The organism is Marivita sp., from assembly GCF_965656765.1.
GTDB lineage: Bacteria > Pseudomonadota > Alphaproteobacteria > Rhodobacterales > Rhodobacteraceae > Marivita.
Map to the genome: position 1 here is coordinate 1 of NZ_CBFHLV010000011.1, position 19,638 is coordinate 19,638.

Genomic DNA, 19,638 nt, shown 5'->3' on the forward strand with positions numbered 1-19,638 from the left:
GATTGCGCGAGCGTTTGAAGATGCCGCTGGTCACCAGCGCATCCGGGGTCTCGTGCGGCATGATCGTCGTGCGGTGCCGACGCATTTCATACGCAGCAAGCGCGATCAGAACCAAACCTGCCCCAACCAGTAGCCCGCCAAGCAGATCAGCCCAAACCGGGCCGAAACTCAGCCCATAGTCGAAATGGGTTTTCTGCCACCAGGCAACGCCAAGCGCCGCGAAAAGCCAAACCGGGGGGATGTCGAGATATTTGCGCATAAGCAATGCTATAGCAAAGCCCTGCGCCCGGCGCGAGGCGTGTCAGATGGACAAAAGGCCGCCCGGCAGGGCGACCCGAAAATCACATCTTAACGCAGCCAAGAATCTCATTATGCGGGATACGGGCCACCATCACGCCACCATCAACGCGCTTGACGTGGAAGCCGTAACCACGCATCCGGAATTTCCACTCGGCGTCCGACAGCGTTTTCTGACGTTCGGACACAAGAAAGTGGCGCAGTTCGCCCAGATCGGGGCTCGCAAAGTTTTCAGCAAACATGTGTTGTTCCTCGTACGTTACCTGTCTTCTTTTTCACGTGAGATTGTGACCGATTTTGGAACCAATCCCGGTTTTTTGCGGAAATCGAAACAAACTGTTCAGCGCAGGAATTAAACGGGCACAGGTGACGCTAAGGTCAACTTAGCCCTTGGTTTCATTGACCAAAGGGGTGCGGTGCGACTTGCGCAAGCGGGCTTCGCGCCAGGTGATGAAGATCACCGATGCCATGATTATGCCACCTCCAAGGATCACCCAAGGGTCCGCAGGCTCTCCGAAAAAGAGCGCACCAAGCAGCACGGACCACACCAATTGAAGGAAGGTTACGGGCTGAGTCACCGTCACAGGTGCCGAAGCAAACGCCAAGGTCATGCTATAGTGTCCAGCGGTGGCAAAACAGGCCACGGCCGCCAGCACGCCCAGATCGGCTAAGGTCGGCGTGACCCAGACGGAAATGGCAAATGGGGCAAGACCGATGGTCACCGTAATCGACAAAAGCGCCACCACCATGCTGGCCGGCAATTCGCCCGATACGATCTTGGCAATCAGATAGCTGCCCGCAAACAACAGCGCCGTCGCCAACATTGCGATATGGCCAGGGTCAAGTTCGCGAAAACCCGGACGCAGGATAATCAACGCCCCCAAAAGTGCCGCTGCCACCGCCATCGCACGGCGCATCGCCAACTTTTCGCCCAGCAGGAACACTGCGAGGATCGTGACATAGACCGGGTTGAGGTAATTCATCGCTGTGACTTCGGCAATCGGGATACGGGTCATCGCATAGAACCAAAGGATCACGCCAAGAGTGTGCACAACACCTCGCAACGCAAACAGCTTTTTTTGCCGAGCCGTCAGCCGCACAGCGACCAATTCGCGCCATACTGGAATCAAGAACACCAGCCCGATCACGTAGCGCAGAAAAGCCGATTCAGCTGCCGGAATACGTTCGCCTAGCGTTTTGACCAATGCCGTGACTGCGACAAAACACAGACCAGTGACAACCATCCAAAGGATGCCTTTGACGGGATTGGACACAGCTTGTGAAGGTGCGGCGGTCATCTGTTCAAATGAACGAAAGGCCTTGCGATGTGCAAGTGCGTTATGAGCTTTCGAACGCCACCTTGACCGCTTGTGACGTAGGGTTCCGCGGACTGCCTGTCTCTGGGAACACGCGACGGGGGCGGTGTTTTCTTCGGGTTGGACACAAACCTAATACGTCACATCAAAAGCAACTTGGCGGCGATGGCCCACATGACCAAACCGATGATGACATCCAATACCTGCCACGCGCGCGGCTTGGCGAAAAACGGCGCAAGCAAGCGCGCGCCGTATCCGAGCGAAAAGAAGAAAACGAAACTCGCTGTCATTGCGCCCAGCGCAAAATTCAGTCTGTCATCATATTGCGCCGCCACCGCACCCAACAGCACCACCGTATCCAGATACACATGCGGGTTCAGCCAAGTCAGCGCGAGGCAGGTCAGCAACGCTTTGCGCAATGAACCAGCGGCTTGTCCGGCTTCCATCGCTTGCCCGCCGCGCCATGCGCTTTGAAAGGTGCGCGCTCCGTACCAGATAAGAAATGCCGCTCCCAAGAGCCGCATTGCTAGTTCGAGCCCCGGGATCGCTTGGGTCAACGCACCGAAACCGGCAACACCGGTGGCAATCAGAATTGCGTCCGACACAGCGCAGGTCAAACAAACCGCAAAGACATGCGACCGCAACAAGCCCTGCCGCAAGACAAAAGCGTTCTGTGCACCGATGGCAAGTATCAGGGAAAAGCCAAGCGCAAACCCGGCCAGTGCAGTCGTCATTTACAGCGCCCGCCACCCGATATCACGACGGCAGAACCCCTCGGGCCATGTCACCTGATCGACCATCCCATAAGCCCGGTCCCGCGCTTCTTGCAAGGATGCACCCCGCGCCGTGGCATTCAGAACCCGCCCCCCGGTTGCGGTGATACTGCCTCCCGTCTCGGAAGTGCCCGCATGGAACATCTTTTGAAAGCTGTCTTCGGGCAGACCCTCAAGGTCGCCAATCACGCTGCCTTTTTCGTAGCTGCCGGGATAGCCGTTCGCAGCGAGAACCACGGTCATTGCATGGTCATCGGCCCAGTTCACCCGCGCGTCTGCCAGACGGCCTTCGGCACAAGCGTGCATCAGATCCATAGCCTGCGCACCAAGACGCATCATCAGAACCTGACATTCAGGATCACCAAACCGGACGTTGTATTCCACCAAGCGCGGGTGTCCGTTTTCGATCATCAAACCTGCATAAAGCACACCTTGGTACGGCGATCCGCGTTTCGCCATTTCGGCCATGGTCGGCTTGACGATCTCGTCGAGCGCCTTCTGCGCGATCTCATCCGTCAGGACCGGTGCCGGCGAATAGGCCCCCATGCCACCGGTGTTGAGACCCGTGTCGCCCTCGCCCACTCGCTTGTGATCTTGCGCCGTGCCAAAAGGCAGCACGTCAGTGCCATCGCAGAGCACAAAGAACGATGCCTCTTCCCCTTGCATGAACTCCTCGATCACGACTTCGGCTCCAGCCCCACCAAAGGCACCGCCGAACATATCGTCGATGGCGGCCTCGGCCTCGGCGACTGTTTCCGCAATGATCACGCCCTTGCCAGCCGCCAATCCGTCCGCCTTGACCACAATTGGTGCGCCTTGAGCCTGCACATAGGCCTTTGCAGAAGTGGCATCGGTGAAATGACCATAGGCGGCGGTCGGCGCATTTGCGGCGTCGCAGATCTCTTTTGTAAAGCTCTTGGAAGCCTCAAGCTTTGCCGCCTCGGCAGACGGTCCAAAGACCAAAAGCCCCGCATCCCGCAGCCGGTCTGCCACCCCTGCCGCCAAAGGCGCCTCGGGGCCAACGATTACGAAATCAATGCTGTTCTCTTCGGCAAAAGTGACAACCGCTCCACCGTCTTCAATATCAAGAGCCGCACAATCTGCGATCATCGCGATGCCCGCATTGCCAGGCGCCACAATCAACTTGTCGCATTTGGGGTTCTGCATCACGGCCCATGCCAACGCATGTTCGCGCCCACCGCTTCCAAGGATGAGTATGTTCATGGCGCACGCTCCGTCTTCACCTTCGGTTCTGGGCGTTCTAGGGTCGGTGTGAGGTAAGCGCAAGCGAGGCGGTATGTCCGATCTGATCGACGATCCACGTCCGGGGCAGAATATGCCCGAATACACTGTCTCCGAAGTGTCGGGCGCAGTGAAAAAAACACTTGAGGGCGAGTTTGGCCGCATCCGCGTACGCGGCGAAGTAGGCCGTGTGTTCACAGCGCGGTCAGGACATTTGTACTACGACGTCAAAGACGACAAAAACGTGCTTGCCTGCACCACGTGGAAAGGTCAGGTGTCGCAGCTTTCGGTCGTTCCAGAAGAAGGCTTGGAAGTGGTCGTCACCGGGCGGATGACGGCGTTTGGCGGACAATCCAAGTACAACCTGAACGTCGATGAAGTAACGGTCGCGGGCGAAGGCGCGCTGATGGCGATGCTGGAAAAGCGCAAAAAGGCGCTGGCGGCTGAAGGCTTGTTTGACCCGGCGCAAAAAAAGGAATTGCCGTACCTGCCAGATATCATCGGCGTCATCACCTCTCCATCAGGTGCCGTGATCCGCGATATTCTGCACCGCTTGCGCGACCGCTTTCCGCGCAAGGTGCTGGTCTGGCCCGTAGCCGTTCAGGGCGCGGCCTGCGCGCCTGAGGTGGCCCGCGCCATCGCAGGCTTCAATGCTCTAACACCCGGCGGTGCCCTGCCCCGGCCCGACCTATTGATCGTCGCGCGCGGCGGTGGCAGCATCGAAGACCTTTGGGGCTTTAGCGAAGAAATCGTCGCGCGTGCGGCGGCAGCTTCGGACATCCCGCTGATTTCGGCCGTTGGACACGAGACCGACACCACATTGATCGACTTTGTGTCCGACCAACGCGCACCAACCCCCACGGCGGCGGCAGAGATTGCAGTGCCGGTGCGGCTCGAACTTTTGGGCTGGGTCGGCGACCAACAATCCCGCATGACACGCGCCATGTCGCAGCGGATGCAGACCCGCGACCAGCGCCTGCGCGATCTGGCACGCGCCCTTCCCCGGCCTGAAACGTTGTTATCAGGACCGACGCAGCGGCTCGACCTGATGGCTGATCGCCTTCCGCGCGCATTGATACGCTCCGTCGATCTGCGGCGCGGGCGACTGATCGAGGCTGCGGGATCGTTGCGCCCGTCGCTGCTTGGACGCGCACTGGCCGAACAAAAGCGGCGCTTTGACCAAAGCGCAACGCGGCTTGCCCCCGGCCTTGCTCGCGTTGTCGAGACAAAGCGCGAAGCGCTGGCGCGACGGGCTGACCGGCTATCGGTCAAACCCATCGAACGCGATCTCACCGCCAAACGCGACCGGCTGGACGCCCTGACACGCCGGCTTTCATCCGCAGGACAGGCGCAGGTCAAGGATTGGAACAGTCGCCTGACCGCGCTGGACCGCTTGCGCGAAACGCTGGGGTACAAAGAAACACTCAAACGTGGCTATGCCGTGGTGCGTGGCGATGGCGCAGTGGTCACAACGCAAAAAGCGGCCAAGAAAGCTGCGGCGTTGGAGATTGAATTCGCTGATGGCCGAATGACTGCGGGCGCAGCTGGGACAAAGACAGCCGCCAAGGCAAAACCCAAACCGCCCGAACAAGGATCACTGTTCTGACTGACTTCTCCTGTCTGGCCAGCGGCTTTAAAGCCACTTCTGGCCCCATTCAAACGAGTTTGGATCAACGCGTTTCGAAACCCGTTGCTTCCGACTGCCGGTTTGCCTCTTTGCTTTCCGGCAACGCCGCTCTAATCCTCTGTGCATGAGAACACTCTTTCTTGGCGACATCATGGGCCGCGCAGGGCGTACGGCGATCACAGAACGGCTGCAAGGCCTGCGCGACCGTCTCAAGGTCGATTTCTGCGTTGTGAATGGCGAAAACGCATCCAGCGGTGTTGGGCTTTCCGGCGCTCATGCCGAAGCGATGCTCAAAGCCGGGGTCGATTGCCTGACACTGGGCGATCACGCGTTCGATCAAAAAGACATGCTGTCTTACATCGAAAACGAACCACGTATCCTGCGACCCCTGAATTTTGCCAAGGTCGCACCTGGGCGTGGGCACCGGCTTTTCACTGATGCGCGCGGGCGGAAGATCCTTGTGCTTCAGGTGTTGGGCCAAGTGTTTATGAAACGCGCCTTCGACGATCCGTTTTCTGCGGTCGATGCTGTGCTGCGCGCGCATCCCTTGGGTGGTCAGGCGCAGATGATCCTTGTGGATGTACATTGTGAAGCGACCTCCGAGAAAATGGGCATGGGCCATTTCTGCGATGGCCGCGCCAGCCTTGTCGTTGGAACACACACACATGTGCCCACGGGTGACGCACAGGTGCTGCCGGGCGGCACAGGTTACCTGACTGACGCCGGCATGTGCGGCGACTACAATTCGGTCATCGGGATGGAGAAAGCCGAACCCATGCGCCGCTTCGTGACCGGCATGAGCAAGGGGCGGTTCCAGCCGGCCTTGGAAGAGGCCACGCTGTCGGGTGTGCTGGTTGAAACAGATGATCGCACCGGCAAAGCCACCGCCATCCACATGATCCGCGACGGCGGACGTCTGCAACCCAGCGCGCCATGACAGGGCTCGTCACACGGGCCTTACCGCTGATCGTATTGATCCTCGCGGGCGCGGCCTGGGGGGCAACGCAACCCTTGGCCAAAACAGCCGTTAGCGAAGGTTACCGGCATTTTGGTATCCTGTTTTGGCAAATGAGCATCGGTGCCGTAGTTCTTGGCATCGTCAACATGCTCCGGGGCACCGGTTTGCCGTTTCGCAAACGCGACCTGACGCTCTACACCGTTTTGGCGCTGATCGGAACGATCCTGCCAGGCATCGCATCCTATTCCGCAGCGATCCATTTGCCATCGGGTGTGTTGTCGATCCTGCTCAGTTCAATCCCGATGCTGGCGTTTCCAATTGCCTTGGTCTTTGCGCTTGAGCGGTTCCGCTGGCGGCGGTTGGCGGGCCTCAGCCTTGGCTTTGCAGGAATCTGCCTCCTGATCCTGCCTGACACCAGCCTCCCCGCATCGGTGCCAACCTTTTGGATCTTTGTCGCGCTGATCTCTTCGTTTTTCTACGCCTTGGAGGGCAACGTCGTTGCACGATGGGGGCTTGGTGGGTTGGATCCCGTTCAGGCCTTGTGTGGCGCATCACTGGTCGGTGCGATCCTAACCCTGCCTTTGGCCCTTTTGTCGGGACAATTCATCGACCCTCGGGGGCCTTGGGGCGCACCGGATTTGGCGATCATCGCATCTTCCCTACTGCATGCCGGGGCCTATACCGCCTACGTCTGGCTGGTTGGCCGCGCAGGCGCCGTGTTCACCGTGCAGGTCAGCTATTTTGTGACGCTGTTTGGAGTCACTTGGGCAATGCTGTTCCTCAATGAAACCTACTCACCCTATTTCTGGGCAGCGCTCGCAGTGATGCTCGCCGGATTGGCACTGGTTCAACCGCGCCCCAAAGCGGTGCTTGTTCCTGCAGACCAGCCCGGTCACACTGAACCCACCTGACGTGAGGATCTCCTGACGTGCTCACTGCACTGATCGATCTGGACCAGACGACCCAAGCACTTATCGCGCTTGGCACAGTTGTCGTCATGTTCGTGCTGTTTGTGCGCGAAACCTACCCGACCGAGGTGGTGGCCATCGGCGGCGTTGCGGCATTGCTGGTGACAGGTGTGCTTCCTTATGCCGATGCCTTGGCCGTTCTGTCGAACCCGGCTCCGTGGACCATCGCCGCAATGTTTCTGGTGATGGGGGCATTGGTCCGCACAGGCGCATTGGCGGCGTTTACCACAGCCGCCCAATCCGCCGTTGAGAAAAGCCCGAAACGCGCGATGGCGGCGATCCTCGGCGTGGTGATCGTGGCCTCGGCTTTTATGAACAACACGCCAGTGGTGGTCGTAATGCTGCCGCTGTTTGTGCAATTGTCCAAAACGCTTGGTGTGGCCCCTTCCAAGCTTTTGATCCCACTCAGCTATGCGGCAATCCTTGGTGGCACACTCACACTGATCGGCACCTCGACGAACCTGCTGGTCGATGGCGTCGCGCGCACGCAGGGGCTGGAGCCTTTCACGATCTTCGAAGTGACCCCGCTGGCAGTCGTTTTGATCGCTTGGGGCATGTTCTACCTCTGGGCTTTTGGCCGCTTCCTGCTGCCTGACCGCACCAGCATGGCCGCAATGCTATCAGATCGGTCAAAGATGAAGTTCTTCACCGAAGCTGTGATACCGCCCGATAGCAACCTGATCGATCGCGAAGTACTGAGTGTCCAGTTGTTCAAACGCGACGGCGTCCGCCTGATTGACGTGATCCGCGGCGATGCCTCTCTCCGACGCAATCTTGAAGGGGTGACACTCCAGGTCGGTGACCGCGTGGTTCTGCGCACCCAGATGACCGAACTATTAAGCCTGCAGCGCAACAAGGAATTGCGCAGGGTCGATCAGGTCTCGGCGGTGGAAACAACCACTGTCGAAGTGCTGATCACCCCGGTGTGTAAGATGGTTGGTCGCCGTCTGGGCGCAATGCGTCTGCGCCGACGCTATGGTGTTTACCCGCTGGCGGTGCATCGGCGGAACCAAAACATCGGCCGCCAGTTGGACGATCTGGTGGTGCGCGTTGGCGATACCCTGCTGCTCGAGGGTGCGCCCGAAGACATTCAGCGTATGGCCGAGGAACTGAACCTCGTGGATGTGGCCAAACCATCGGCACGCGCCTATCGGCGCAACCATGCCCCTGTCGCGATTGGCGCGTTGGCCGGGTTGGTCCTATTAGCCGCCTTCGGGGTGGCCCCGATCCTCGCACTGGCAATCATTGCGGTCGCGGTGGTTCTCCTGACAAAATGTGTCGATTCCGATGAGGCATTTTCTTTTATCGAAGGTCAGCTGCTGGCCCTTATCTTTGCCATGCTCGCCATTGGTGCAGCACTTGAGGCCTCCGGCGCAGTGACTCTGATCGTCGAAGCGCTGGCACCTTACCTGATGAATTTGCCGCCTTGGGCCATCGTCTGGGCCATTTACCTGCTGACCAGCTTGCTCACTGAATTGGTCAGTAACAACGCGGTGGCGGTTGTGGTTACACCCATCGCCATAGGACTGGCCCAAGCAATGGGCCTTGACCCCAGACCACTGGTCGTCGCTGTCATGGTGGCCGCGTCCTGCGCTTTTGCGACACCCATTGGCTACCAGACGAACACGCTTGTTTACGGTCCGGGTGGATATGCGTTCTCGGATTTCCTCAAAGTGGGCGTGCCATTGAACCTCACCGTGGGAATGCTGGCCTCGGCGCTGATCCCATTGATCTGGCCCCTGTAATCAGGCAATTCTGATCCGAGCGGTTTCGAAACCGCTTATCGCCTATCGGTTGCCATAACGCGCAACGAACCGCCGCAAGATCTCAACCGGCACCGTTACATCGCTGGAATGACACATGGCGATGAGATCGTCAGCAGTCTCGGGCGCAAAATAGCCTTTGTGACGGTAAATGCGTATACGCTCTTCGAACACACCTGCATCGGCTTCCGGGTGAAACTGCGTGGCGTAGACGTTCGTGCCATAGCGGATCATCTGATACGGGCAAGGGTCCGATGCCAGCAGGTGCACGCAGCCATCTGGCAAATCCTGCACCGCCTCCTTGTGGCCGACAAAAGCATCGAACACACCGGGCAGCCCCGCAATCAGCGGATCAGCCGCGCCTGCGCCAGTGACGTTGCACGTCACCGGTCCAACCGGTTCGCCGTATTGCCGCTTTGACACCTCAGCCCCAAGATGGTGCCCCAAAATACCGATGCCATAGCAACAGCCCATAAACGGGACATCACGCGCTGTGATTTCGGGCATAAGCGACAGGATATCTGCTTCGATCCGCGCCTCAATTGGGTCTTTCGACATTGGGTCGTCAGACACACAACCCGGGCCCCCACCAACAATTACCCCGGCATAATCATCAAGCTGCAATCCCTCTGGCAACGGATCGCGGTCAAGGCAGATGCGGTGCACCTGCGCTTCGGTCAGCCCGCCTTTTTCAAGGAACGCCGCGTATTCGCCATCACTGGCCTCGGCCTCGGGGCGCAATTGCAGGATCAGAAACGGTTTCATCCTGTCCTATTACCCAATGCCATCCGGCGCGCAAACCGTGAAAACGCAACTTGTTCCCGCCCCGCCTTCTGCGGTAAAGACCTCAAAACCTCTGGACATTCGACAATCTAAGGACAGGACATCATGGCCGGCCACTCAAAATGGGCAAACATCCAGCACCGCAAGGGCCGTCAGGACAAGATGCGGGCCAAGCTGTTTTCGAAACTCTCCAAAGAGATCACCGTCGCCGCCAAGATGGGTGACCCCGACCCCGACAAGAACCCGCGCCTGCGGATGGCGGTGAAGGAAGCCAAAGGGCAGTCAATGCCCAAGGACAACATCGAACGCGCGATCAAGAAAGCCTCCGGTGGCGAGGGCGAGGATTACGAAGAAATCCGGTACGAAGGCTATGGTCCGAACGGGGTTGCAGTCATCGTCGAAGCGATGACCGACAACCGCAACCGCACCGCGTCAACCGTCAGATCGACCTTTACCAAGAACGGCGGCAATCTGGGCGAAACCGGGTCGGTTGGCTTTATGTTCGATCGCAAGGGCGAGATCACTTACCCCGCAGACGTTGGCGATGCTGACACCGTGATGATGGCCGCGATCGAAGCAGGGGCCGAAGACGTGGAAAGCAGCGAAGACGGCCACGTGATTTGGTGCGCCGACACCGATCTGAACGATGTTGCAACCGCGCTCGAGACTGATTTGGGCGAATCGGAATCAACCAAACTGGTCTGGAAGCCGACCACCACTACAGAGCTTGATCTCGATGGCATGACGTCGCTGATGAAGCTGGTGGATGCGTTGGAAGACGATGATGACGTGCAGCGCGTCACCACCAATTTCGAAGCCTCGGACGAGGTCATGGCGCAGCTCGAAGAGGCATAGCGGTTAAGGACTAACGAACGTCTCGGGCAGCGGTTTAGACAATGCAAGTAGGCGCCTTATAAGGCGCCTACCACTCAACACCTCAAGGCACGTTCTAAAGCACGTTCGCTATAGGCACCAATTGCGCGTTGCGACAAAGCGGCCCCGTCAAAGCGTACCGATACGATCTCTGACCAGTCCCCAGTTGCCAGCACCATCTCTGGCCCCTGCCCGCAGGTGCGTAGACCTCCCGCAATATAGTCCCAACCAATCCGATGGTTGGTGACGCCACTCAGTGATGCGACTTCGGACAAACGAACCTGCCCGGCACTGATTGGCTCATATCGCCAGACGCGCAGAACCTTGGCCAGATGCGGACGGTCGACATAGGCCAATTCGACCAGCCCATCGCCGTCCAGATCAGCAACGGCCACCGGTGCCAACCAGCGAAACCGCGTGCCGATAAAAGGAGTGGCGGCTTTTGCAGCCAGCGCCCCATCAACCAGCCCCCAAACGGACAATCGTGCACCTTGCGTCTCGTGGCTCTCGATAGTCACCACCTCGGGTGCGCCATCCCCGTCTACGTCGACGACGCGTGGCATCAGGTCTTCGAACACTATATCTTGCCCCCAGCGCGCCGATATTTCGCGCCCATCGCTAAGGCGCACCACAAGCGTGTCGTATTCGATTTCGTCGCCCAACACGCCATGGGGATACCGTGTGGTCGGTCCGTCATAGCGCGCCTTCACGATCTCTTGCGCCGTGGCCTGCGAAGCAATTCCCAAAGCAAACGCAAGGCCCACGCTTTGAGCAAACCGCAAGGAAAGACGCCGGCCAAGCATCAGATCAGATCTGCTTTTCGGGCATCTGCACCACAAGACCGTCCAGCGCATCAGAGACTTTCAGCTGACACGTCAAGCGTGACCGCTCTGGGTTCGGCTCATACGCAAAATCCAACATGTCCTCTTCCATATCTTCCTTGGCTGGAAGCTTACCAACCCAGTCGGGATGGACATAAACATGGCAGGTGGAGCATGCACACGCACCGCCGCAATCCGCCTCAATGCCCGGGATACCATTGTCGCGCGCACCCTCCATCACGGTCAAACCGTTGGCCACGTCCACGACATGCTCTGTGCCGCCATGCTCAATATAAGTAATCTTTGCCATTACAGCGCTCTCCGTCTCAGAAATCGAGACATACCTAGTCCGGCCAAGCCGCGCCTGCCAGCCCCTTTTGGCGTCAAATGCGTGTAAGCCCTTGCTTGAGACAACACGCCATGCGTTTTTGTCAGGGACAAACCGCCCTCATCTGCGAAAAGCCGCTCATTATGCCCTGGAAAATGCATCTCTTCCTGCTTGGTCTTGCTGCCCTGTGCCTTTCTGCGCTCAGCACAACGAAAACCAAGGCCACACCAAGCCTGCGCTATCTCGACACGGGGCAGGAAACACGCCTCTTGGCAGACCCGGACGGGATCACCGCCGACACCACATTCGCCATCGCGTCTGTCGGAAAAACAATGACAGCCGTGGCTATTTTGCGCCGTGTGGCTCAGGGGACGCTGCGCCTTGATGATCCTGTTTCTGACTGGGTTAATGCGGACATCACCAATGGTTTGGGAGGGCTGGACGATATCACCCTACGCCATCTGCTGACCATGACGTCGGGCTTGCCTGACTACTACACGGATACCTACTTGCAGGATGTGCTTGACGACCCATCGCTGCAATCGCCAGAAATCGCTCTCAGCTACGCGTTTGACGAAGAGGTGACGTTCGATCCTGGCTCTGATTTCGACTATTCCAACACCAACTATGTGCTGCTTGGCATGATCCTCGAAAAGGCCACCGGCCTGACCTACGCACAAGCTCTGCAACGCGACGTGTTTACTCCTGCCCGTATGACCAACAGTTTCGTCTTTGGCAGCCAGACCCTGCCGACCAGCTTTGCAACCGCGCCTGACACGGTGCGTGGCTATTATGAAGGCGCGGGGTTCGGCGATGGTGGCGTGATCTCGACCGGACGGGACGTGGCGCAGTTCTACCGCGCACTGTTCTTGGACCAAACCCTGCTGCCATCTGACCTGCTGGCCGACATGACAACCGACCCAATTGGCAAAGGCTACAGCATGGGAATCGAACTGGATGGCGATGTTGTTGGACATTCCGGCGGCGATCTTGGCTTTTCGTCGGACGTCCGCCTACATCTTTCCACTGGCTCCATCGCCGTGATGCTGGTGGCCGAGGAAGACGCCGACACCGTTTGGACCGACGATCAAATGCCGGACTGATCGGCCTTTGCCAGCGACAGCGCGATAATCACCGCAATCACCCCGAACGCCAACGGGACTATGCAAACCCGTTGGCGCAGCCGGCGTTCTGCGGTTAGGGTTTTGAAAACAGATTTGGGCCCATAGATGACCACTTTGCAGATCAATGACGCCGCCCGCAGCGTCACGCTCGACGGTGAGCCGGTAACGCTGGGTGCCCGGGCGTTTGATCTGCTCGTCTTTCTTTCAGCCCATGCAGATCGCGTAATTACTAAAGAAGAGGTGCTGAACCATGTTTGGGCCGGCGCTCTGGTGGAAGAAAGCAACTTGACCGTCCAGATAGCCGGATTGCGCAAGGCACTTGGCAAAGAAGCCGTCAAGACGGTGCCGGGGGTGGGATACAAATTCACGCTGGGCGCAGAAAGCACCTCTGCGCCGAACCCGCAAACGAGCCAAAGCGTTCCGGACATCCCGTCACTAGCCGTTCTGCCTTTTGCCAACCTGACCGGGGACAATGCGAACGGCTATCTCGTGGATGGGATCGTGAATGAAATCACGTCTGCTCTTGCCCGTGTCTCGGGCTTCTTTGTGGTTTCAACCACGTCCACCTTCACCTACCGCGGCAAGGCTGTGGATCTGGCGCAGATCGGGCAAGAACTTGGCGTGGAATATGTGCTTGAAGGCAGCATTCAGAAGGCGGGCAATCGCCTGCGTATTTTTACGCAACTGGTCGAGGCCACATCCGCCCGATTGATCTGGCACGAGCGGTTCGACGGAACAACTGACGACATCTTTGATCTGCAAGACAAGGTTGCAGAACAGGTGGCCGGCGCGATTGAGCCCAAGATGATTTGGGCGGAAGCCGCGCGCGCCAAATCCAAGCCCACCGACAATCTACAGGCCTATGATCTTTGCATGCAGGCAGCACCTCTGGTGATGCGGCAGAATGCATTGTCCGATCTTGAAACCGGCATGGCCCTGCTTACACAGGCGCTGGAATTAGACCCCGGCTACACACGGGCAAAGGGCCTTTATTGCTTTGCCCATACAGGATCCTTTGCGACGCGCTGGTGGTCTTTTGAACAAGCGGAAGCCGCGCTGCCCGTCGCGAGGGACGTTCTGAACAGCGGCTCGGATGATCCTTTCGCATTGGCCGCTGCGGGGCATTACATTGCGTATATCGGCCAGGAACCTGAAACGGGTCTTGTCGCTGTCAAACAAGCCAATTCAATGAACCCGAACTCGGCGACGATCGCGTTGTTCTTGGGATGGGTGCATAATTATCTGGCGCACGATGATGACGCGATTGCCCATCTGACACGGGCCATCAGGATCAGCCCCTTACACCCGAACATCGGGGTCATAACCGCAGGGATTGCCAACGCCTATTTCCAGAAACAAGAGCTTGAGACGGCCGCACAATACTATGAAGAAGCCCACTTGCAGTATCCTGAGTTTGCAACAATCCAACTTGGCCTGATGGGCTGTGCCTGGAAAATGGGTGACTTTGAAAAGTCAGAGAAGATGGCATCATGGTTCCGCAATAAAGTGCCTGACATGAGTGTTGGCACTTTCCTTCGTACGCGGCCCCATCATAACACGTTCTATCGGGACACCATTGTCGATGCGCTGCGCGCCAACGGCTTTCCCGAGAATTAACGCATCAGCTTGTCGACGGCCCGCCGGTGCGCTTGGGCGCGGTGTTGGGCGGCAACGATCTGATGGGGAGATTTAACGGAGCGTGTGGTGATGTTGGTCACGCGGGCGGCAATGAATTTTACCAGACGGTCAAAAATGGTCCGCGCGTCAGTTGTGGTGTCGGCGCCTGCGGTCTTGCTTGTATCGAAATAAGCCATGTTGCCCTCATTGGAATGTGTTGCTGTCTGTCCTGACACTCCCACATGGGCGTGCGTTCCGTCCTTAAGGCCGGATTAAGCGTTCCAAAGCGATCCGAAATCTGCGGAAAGTTCAGTCTTGCACGCTTTGGTAATTGTTCTATTTTTGTTCTCATGCGTGTCGTCACTCCCCGCCCCACTCAAACCAACTGGCCGCGTCCCCCATCCTGCCTGCGGGCCGATCAACTGCGCGTGCCGCCCGACAATGCCCGGATCACTGTGGCCGGGCTGGTAATCCTGCGGCAACGGCCCGGCACGGCCAAAGGTGTGATCTTTCTTACCCTTGAGGACGAGACCGGCACGGTGAACATCATTGTCTGGCGCAAGCTCTATGAACGCTACCGTCGCGCGGTGATTGCGGGCCGGATGCTGCGCATCACCGGGCGGCTGCAAAGCGAAGGCGACGTGATCCATGTGATCGCCGAGGTGATCGAGGATATCTCGCCCCTGCTGGACCAGCTTCTGGCCCCCGCGCCAGAGAGCTCGCCTGCAGACCCGTCAGAGGCGCTTTCGCCAGACCAGCAAACAGGTTAGACTGCGCCAAAGCAGAAACAGGCAAACAGGCGCACATTCTCCGTGACCCCCCTCCCGTCAGCGATCCGGGCTCTGTGGGCCGTGGCCTTGGCCGCACTTGCTGGCTGTGCCGACACGGTAGATTACGGTGATGACGGTACAGCCGTGCCCGTCCCTGACTTCGCCTCAGCCCAAATCGACCCACCGCCCGGCGTAAGCCCGGATGGTTGCTGGGTTCGTGACATCGCCCCGGCAGAGCTTGAGACCGTCACACGCCAGATCGAAGTTGCGCCCGCCCGTGAGGCCGAGGATGGCACCCCAATCAGCCCCGCGCGATTTCGCACCGAAACGGTTCAGGTGATCAAACGCGAACGTCAGGAACTGATCTTTGAAACCCCCTGCCCCGATGCGCTGACACCAGATTTCGTCTCGACCCTGCAACGCGCGCTTGATGCCCGCGGTCTGTATCGGGGTCCGATCTCGGGCACGATGGACGTGCGCACCCAACTGGCCGTGCGTCGCTATCAAAATGCCAGAGGCTTGCCCAGTGGGTTGCTGTCGATGCAATCGGCGCGCGGCCTTGGCCTTTTGGCGACGCCTCGCGATCAGCTCTGACACCGCGACTCGGGGGCATTCACGAGTTTGCATCATAGAGTTTGCAGTTTTGCAAAATTACATTTCCAGACAAGTATAGCTGCATAATCCCCCTAGGTTTGCAAAAGTTTGCAATTTGGTAGCGCCAAAACTGCAAAGTTTTTGCGGCCATCTGCCGCGCGGAGGATCCAGAGACTTGCCGCAGCCTCAAACGCGCCGTACCCCAATGCCAACACGTGTAAGGAGGAGATCGGGATGGGTTACAAAGACGTTTACGAAAGCTGGAAATCCGACCCCGAGGGGTTCTGGATGCAGCAGGCAGAGGCGATTGACTGGGATCAGAAACCCAGCAAGGCGCTCTTCGACCAAGGCAACGACCTATATGAATGGTATGCCGATGGTCTGACCAACACCTGCTGGAACGCTGTCGACCGCCATGTCGAGGGTGGGCGCGGTGGTCAGGTGGCGATCATCCATGACAGCCCCATCACCGGCACCCTGCACAAGATCACCTATTCCGAGCTGCGCAACCGCGTCGCCCGTCTGGCTGGAGCACTGCGCGCCAAGGGGATCGAAAAAGGCGACCGCGTCATTATCTACATGCCGATGGTGCCCGAAGCTTTGGAGGCGATGCTGGCCTGCGCCCGACTGGGGGCCATCCATTCGGTTGTATTCGGCGGGTTTGCCGCAAACGAATTGGCCGTTCGCATCGACGACGCGAAACCCAAAGCGATCATCGCGGCATCTTGTGGGCTCGAACCAGGGCGTGTGGTGCACTACAAGCCGCTGCTTGATGGCGCCATCGAATTGGCCACACACAAGCCCGACTTCACCGTCATCTTCCAACGCGAGCAGGAAGTTGCGAAACTGAATGACGGTTATGATTTCGACTGGCATGGCTTTCAATATGGTGTTGAGCCGGCTGACTGCGTGCCCGTTGAAGGCAACCACCCGGCCTATATCCTGTACACCTCTGGCACCACCGGTGCGCCAAAAGGCGTGATCCGCCATACCGGCGGGCATCTGGTCGCGCTGAACTGGTCGATGAAGAACATCTACAACGTCGATCCGGGCGATACGTTCTGGGCTGCGTCTGACGTGGGCTGGGTCGTAGGCCACAGCTATATCTGCTACGCACCTCTGATCCACGGCAACACCACCATCGTGTTTGAAGGCAAGCCCGTTGGCACGCCAGACGCCGGCACATTCTGGCGGGTGATTTCCGAACACAATGTGCGCAGTTTCTTCACCGCGCCCACCGCGTTCCGCGCTGTGAAGCGGGACGATCCCAAAGGTGAATTCGTCAAGAAATACGACATTTCTTGCCTGCGCGCGATTTACCTTGCGGGAGAACGCGCTGACCCCGACACGATCGAATGGGCGCAGCGCATCAGCGGAAAGCCGATTTACGATCACTGGTGGCAAACCGAAACCGGCTGGACCATCGCCGGAATGCCCGCCGGAATCGAGGCTCTGCCGGTCAAGATCGGATCACCGTCGGTGCCGATGCCGGGTTATGACGTGCAGATCCTTGATGAGGCTGGCCATCCGATGCCGGCAGGCGAGCTTGGCGCGATTGCGGTGAAACTGCCCCTGCCCCCGGGCACCTTACCGACGTTGTGGAATGCCGAGGACCGGTTCCGCAAATCCTACCTGTCGCATTTCCCCGGTTACTACGAGACCGGCGATGCGGGCATGATCGATGAAGATGGATACCTTTATATCATGGCGCGCACTGATGACGTGATCAACGTCGCAGGCCATCGCCTGTCCACCGGCGGCATGGAAGAGGTGTTGGCGGCGCATCCTGATGTGGCCGAATCCGCAGTCATTGGCGTGACGGATGAGCTTAAGGGTCAGTTGCCGATGGGCTTTGTCTGCCTGACCACCGGTGTGAACCGGCCGCATGACGAGATCGTCAAGGAATGCGTCAAGCTGGTGCGCGAAAAGATCGGCCCAGTGGCGGCCTTCAAGCTGTGCGCGGTGGTGGACCGTTTGCCAAAGACGCGGTCAGGTAAAATTCTGCGCGCCACGATGGTGAAGATTGCAGATAGCGAAGAATTCAAGCTGCCCGCGACCATCGACGATCCAGCCATTCTGGACGAGATCAAAGTGGCGTTGAAAGCCATGGGGTATGCCAAGGACTAACCTGGGGCGTGGACGCGCCTGTGGCGCGTTTGAGGGCTCTGGCCTCAAACCCCGAAGTATATTCCGGCAAAATAGATCAAGTTCGGTCTCAAAATAAAAAAGGGCGCTGTGTTAAACAGCGCCCTTTCTTTTTGAGTAAGCGAGTACCTTAGTTGTCGTCTTGGATGCTGAGCGCGACAAAGCGTGGATCGCCAGCGCGGCGGACAAGAAGCAGGATCGATTTGCGGCCTGCCTCTTGAGCCTCGCTGATACGCTCTTCCAGATCGGTCAAAGCCAACACTTGAGCCTGACCGGCTTCGGTGATGACGTCACCCGCGCGCAGGCCTTTCTCAAAAGCTTCGGAGGTCTCATCAACATCCATGACCGCGAGACCTTTGGCGCTTTCGGGCAGTTCAAGCTGTTCGCGGATTTCGGCGGTCAACGGGCTGAGAGTCAGTCCCATCAGGTCCATCGACATCGGGGCCTCTTCCTCTTCGGGGCCAGGCTGCGATGCAGGTACAGCGCTTTCGGCTTCTTCACGACGACCCAAGGTCACCAGAAGGGTTTGGGTTGCACCGTCACGATTGACCACAACGCGGACCGCTTTGCCGACTTGGGTGTTGCCGACCTGGCGGACAAGCCCACGGGTGTCTTCAACCTCGCGACCGTCAAAGCTGACGATCACGTCACCGGCCTGCATACCCGCTTCCATGGCCGGGCCTTCCGGCACGTCGGAGACCAGCGCACCTTTGGCGGCGGCCAGACCCAGCGCTTCGGCAACGTCGTCGGTCACGTCCTGAATGCGCACGCCCAACCAGCCACGGCGGGTTTCGCCAAATTCCTGCAGTTGATCGACCACGCGGGTCACGACATTGGACGCCATCGAAAAACCGATGCCGATGGAGCCGCCATTGGGCGACAGGATCGCGGTGTTCACGCCAATGACATCGCCATCCATATTAAAGAGTGGACCACCAGAATTACCCCGGTTGATCGCGGCGTCAGTCTGAATGTAGTCGTCATAGGTACCGCTAAGCGCACGGTTGCGTGCGGACACGATGCCAGCAGAGACCGAGAAGCCCTGCCCCAGCGGGTTGCCCATCGCCATCACCCAGTCACCCACACGGGCGGTGTCGCTGTCGCCAAAATTGACGAATTGCAACGGTGTTTCACTTTCCACTTTGAGCAGCGCGATATCGGTGTTCGGGTCTGTGCCGACAATTTCGGCGGGCAGCTCAAACCCTTCGAAAAATTCGATCATGATTTCATCCGCGCCTTCGATGACGTGGTTGTTGGTCACGATGAATCCGTCTTCCGAAATTACGAAACCCGAACCAAGCGCGGACGAGCGGCGCGGGCGGTCGCCCTGACCGTTACGGTCTTGGAATTCACGAAAGAAATCCTCGAAAGGCGAGCCTTCGGGGACAATGCCTTGCGGGCCGGTGCGGCCTGCGACGGTGGTCGATGTGGTGATGTTCACAACAGATGGGCTGATTTTCTCTGCGAGGTTCGCAAAGCTTTCCTGCGACTGGGCCATCAGCGACTGCGCGACTATGAGGATCATAGACAGCGACGTCAGCCAGAACATGCGCAACGGCGTGCTTTGATCCCGTTCGATTACTTTTGCCTGTGAGGTCAAGGGAAACTCCTTCGTCTTTGGTGCGGATGCATCGTCCGG

At 58.5% G+C, this 19,638-nt stretch carries 19 protein-coding genes and 1 pseudogene; 10 read left to right on the forward strand and 10 right to left on the reverse strand.

The genetic code is table 11. From position 1 onward, the window contains the following. The 5 genes and pseudogenes from ACTG4M_RS05010 to purD form a co-directional block, all read right to left on the reverse strand. Positions 1-259: pseudogene (locus ACTG4M_RS05010) on the reverse strand (isoprenylcysteine carboxylmethyltransferase family protein); the annotation flags it as partial. An 82-nt stretch (positions 260-341) separates the two neighbouring features. Then, on the reverse strand, positions 342-539 hold the full coding sequence (locus ACTG4M_RS05015; RefSeq protein WP_439122544.1) for a hypothetical protein: 198 nt from the start codon (positions 537-539) through the stop codon (positions 342-344). Positions 540-680: 141 nt separating this feature from the next. After that, entirely contained in the window at positions 681-1,595 is a 915-nt protein-coding gene (locus ACTG4M_RS05020; RefSeq protein WP_439122545.1) for a DMT family transporter, read from the reverse strand. A 158-nt stretch (positions 1,596-1,753) separates the two neighbouring features. Then, positions 1,754-2,347 (reverse strand): LysE/ArgO family amino acid transporter, encoded by a 594-nt coding sequence (locus ACTG4M_RS05025; RefSeq protein ID WP_439122546.1) that lies wholly within the window; start codon positions 2,345-2,347, stop codon positions 1,754-1,756. After that, entirely contained in the window at positions 2,348-3,610 is a 1,263-nt protein-coding gene (gene purD, locus ACTG4M_RS05030; protein ID WP_439122547.1) for a phosphoribosylamine--glycine ligase, read from the reverse strand. 73 nt (positions 3,611-3,683) lie between these two features. On the opposite strand from purD, the gene xseA reads away from it, so the two are divergent. The 4 genes from xseA to ACTG4M_RS05050 all read left to right on the forward strand — a co-directional run bounded on the left by xseA (position 3,684) and on the right by ACTG4M_RS05050 (position 8,926). Then, positions 3,684-5,234 (forward strand): exodeoxyribonuclease VII large subunit, encoded by a 1,551-nt coding sequence (xseA, locus tag ACTG4M_RS05035; RefSeq protein ID WP_439122548.1) that lies wholly within the window; start codon positions 3,684-3,686, stop codon positions 5,232-5,234. A 145-nt stretch (positions 5,235-5,379) separates the two neighbouring features. Then, positions 5,380-6,192, forward strand: coding sequence for a TIGR00282 family metallophosphoesterase (locus tag ACTG4M_RS05040; protein ID WP_439122549.1), 813 nt, complete (start codon positions 5,380-5,382; stop codon positions 6,190-6,192). Then, on the forward strand, positions 6,189-7,124 hold the full coding sequence (locus ACTG4M_RS05045) for a DMT family transporter (RefSeq protein ID WP_439122550.1): 936 nt from the start codon (positions 6,189-6,191) through the stop codon (positions 7,122-7,124). Before ACTG4M_RS05040 ends, ACTG4M_RS05045 begins: the two co-directional genes overlap by 4 nt. A gap of 86 nt (positions 7,125-7,210) precedes the next feature. Next, entirely contained in the window at positions 7,211-8,926 is a 1,716-nt protein-coding gene (locus ACTG4M_RS05050) for an SLC13 family permease (RefSeq protein WP_439122612.1), read from the forward strand. A 42-nt stretch (positions 8,927-8,968) separates the two neighbouring features. On the opposite strand, the gene ACTG4M_RS05055 is transcribed toward ACTG4M_RS05050, so the two are convergent. Next, positions 8,969-9,709 (reverse strand): glutamine amidotransferase, encoded by a 741-nt coding sequence (locus tag ACTG4M_RS05055; RefSeq protein ID WP_439122551.1) that lies wholly within the window; start codon positions 9,707-9,709, stop codon positions 8,969-8,971. 123 nt (positions 9,710-9,832) lie between these two features. Between ACTG4M_RS05055 and ACTG4M_RS05060 the strand changes: the two genes are divergently transcribed. Further along, positions 9,833-10,582: a YebC/PmpR family DNA-binding transcriptional regulator gene (locus tag ACTG4M_RS05060; RefSeq protein ID WP_439122552.1), complete on the forward strand. Its 750-nt coding sequence runs from the start codon at positions 9,833-9,835 to the stop codon at positions 10,580-10,582. A 74-nt stretch (positions 10,583-10,656) separates the two neighbouring features. Here ACTG4M_RS05060 and ACTG4M_RS05065 read toward each other — a convergent pair whose 3' ends face one another. Both ACTG4M_RS05065 and ACTG4M_RS05070 read right to left on the reverse strand, forming a co-directional pair. Next, the gene (locus tag ACTG4M_RS05065) at positions 10,657-11,364 is read right to left on the reverse strand and encodes an FG-GAP repeat domain-containing protein (RefSeq protein WP_439122553.1); all 708 of its coding nucleotides are present in this window, start codon (positions 11,362-11,364) and stop codon (positions 10,657-10,659) included. 43 nt (positions 11,365-11,407) lie between these two features. After that, positions 11,408-11,731, reverse strand: a complete 324-nt coding sequence (locus ACTG4M_RS05070) for a 2Fe-2S iron-sulfur cluster-binding protein (protein ID WP_439122554.1) — start codon at positions 11,729-11,731, stop codon at positions 11,408-11,410. Between the two features lie 173 nt (positions 11,732-11,904). Here ACTG4M_RS05070 and ACTG4M_RS05075 point away from each other — a divergent pair, with 173 nt between their 5' ends. After that, positions 11,905-12,852, forward strand: coding sequence for a serine hydrolase domain-containing protein (locus ACTG4M_RS05075; protein ID WP_439122555.1), 948 nt, complete (start codon positions 11,905-11,907; stop codon positions 12,850-12,852). A gap of 126 nt (positions 12,853-12,978) precedes the next feature. Continuing rightward, the gene (locus ACTG4M_RS05080) at positions 12,979-14,490 is read left to right on the forward strand and encodes a winged helix-turn-helix domain-containing protein (RefSeq protein ID WP_439122556.1); all 1,512 of its coding nucleotides are present in this window, start codon (positions 12,979-12,981) and stop codon (positions 14,488-14,490) included. Here the strand turns inward: ACTG4M_RS05080 and ACTG4M_RS05085 are convergent. Next, entirely contained in the window at positions 14,487-14,687 is a 201-nt protein-coding gene (locus ACTG4M_RS05085) for a hypothetical protein (protein ID WP_439122557.1), read from the reverse strand. The two genes, ACTG4M_RS05080 and ACTG4M_RS05085, sit on opposite strands and share 4 nt — an antisense overlap. Positions 14,688-14,840: 153 nt before the next feature. On the opposite strand from ACTG4M_RS05085, the gene ACTG4M_RS05090 reads away from it, so the two are divergent. The 3 genes from ACTG4M_RS05090 (at position 14,841) to prpE (ending at position 17,981) form a co-directional block, all read left to right on the forward strand. Continuing rightward, positions 14,841-15,260, forward strand: coding sequence for an OB-fold nucleic acid binding domain-containing protein (locus tag ACTG4M_RS05090; protein ID WP_439122558.1), 420 nt, complete (start codon positions 14,841-14,843; stop codon positions 15,258-15,260). A gap of 42 nt (positions 15,261-15,302) precedes the next feature. Continuing rightward, positions 15,303-15,854 (forward strand): peptidoglycan-binding domain-containing protein, encoded by a 552-nt coding sequence (locus ACTG4M_RS05095; RefSeq protein ID WP_439122559.1) that lies wholly within the window; start codon positions 15,303-15,305, stop codon positions 15,852-15,854. Positions 15,855-16,088: 234 nt separating this feature from the next. Continuing rightward, the gene (gene prpE / locus ACTG4M_RS05100) at positions 16,089-17,981 is read left to right on the forward strand and encodes a propionate-CoA ligase PrpE (RefSeq protein WP_439122560.1); all 1,893 of its coding nucleotides are present in this window, start codon (positions 16,089-16,091) and stop codon (positions 17,979-17,981) included. 148 nt (positions 17,982-18,129) lie between these two features. Here prpE and ACTG4M_RS05105 read toward each other — a convergent pair whose 3' ends face one another. After that, entirely contained in the window at positions 18,130-19,524 is a 1,395-nt protein-coding gene (locus ACTG4M_RS05105) for a Do family serine endopeptidase (RefSeq protein ID WP_439122613.1), read from the reverse strand. Positions 19,525-19,638 lie beyond the last annotated feature (114 nt).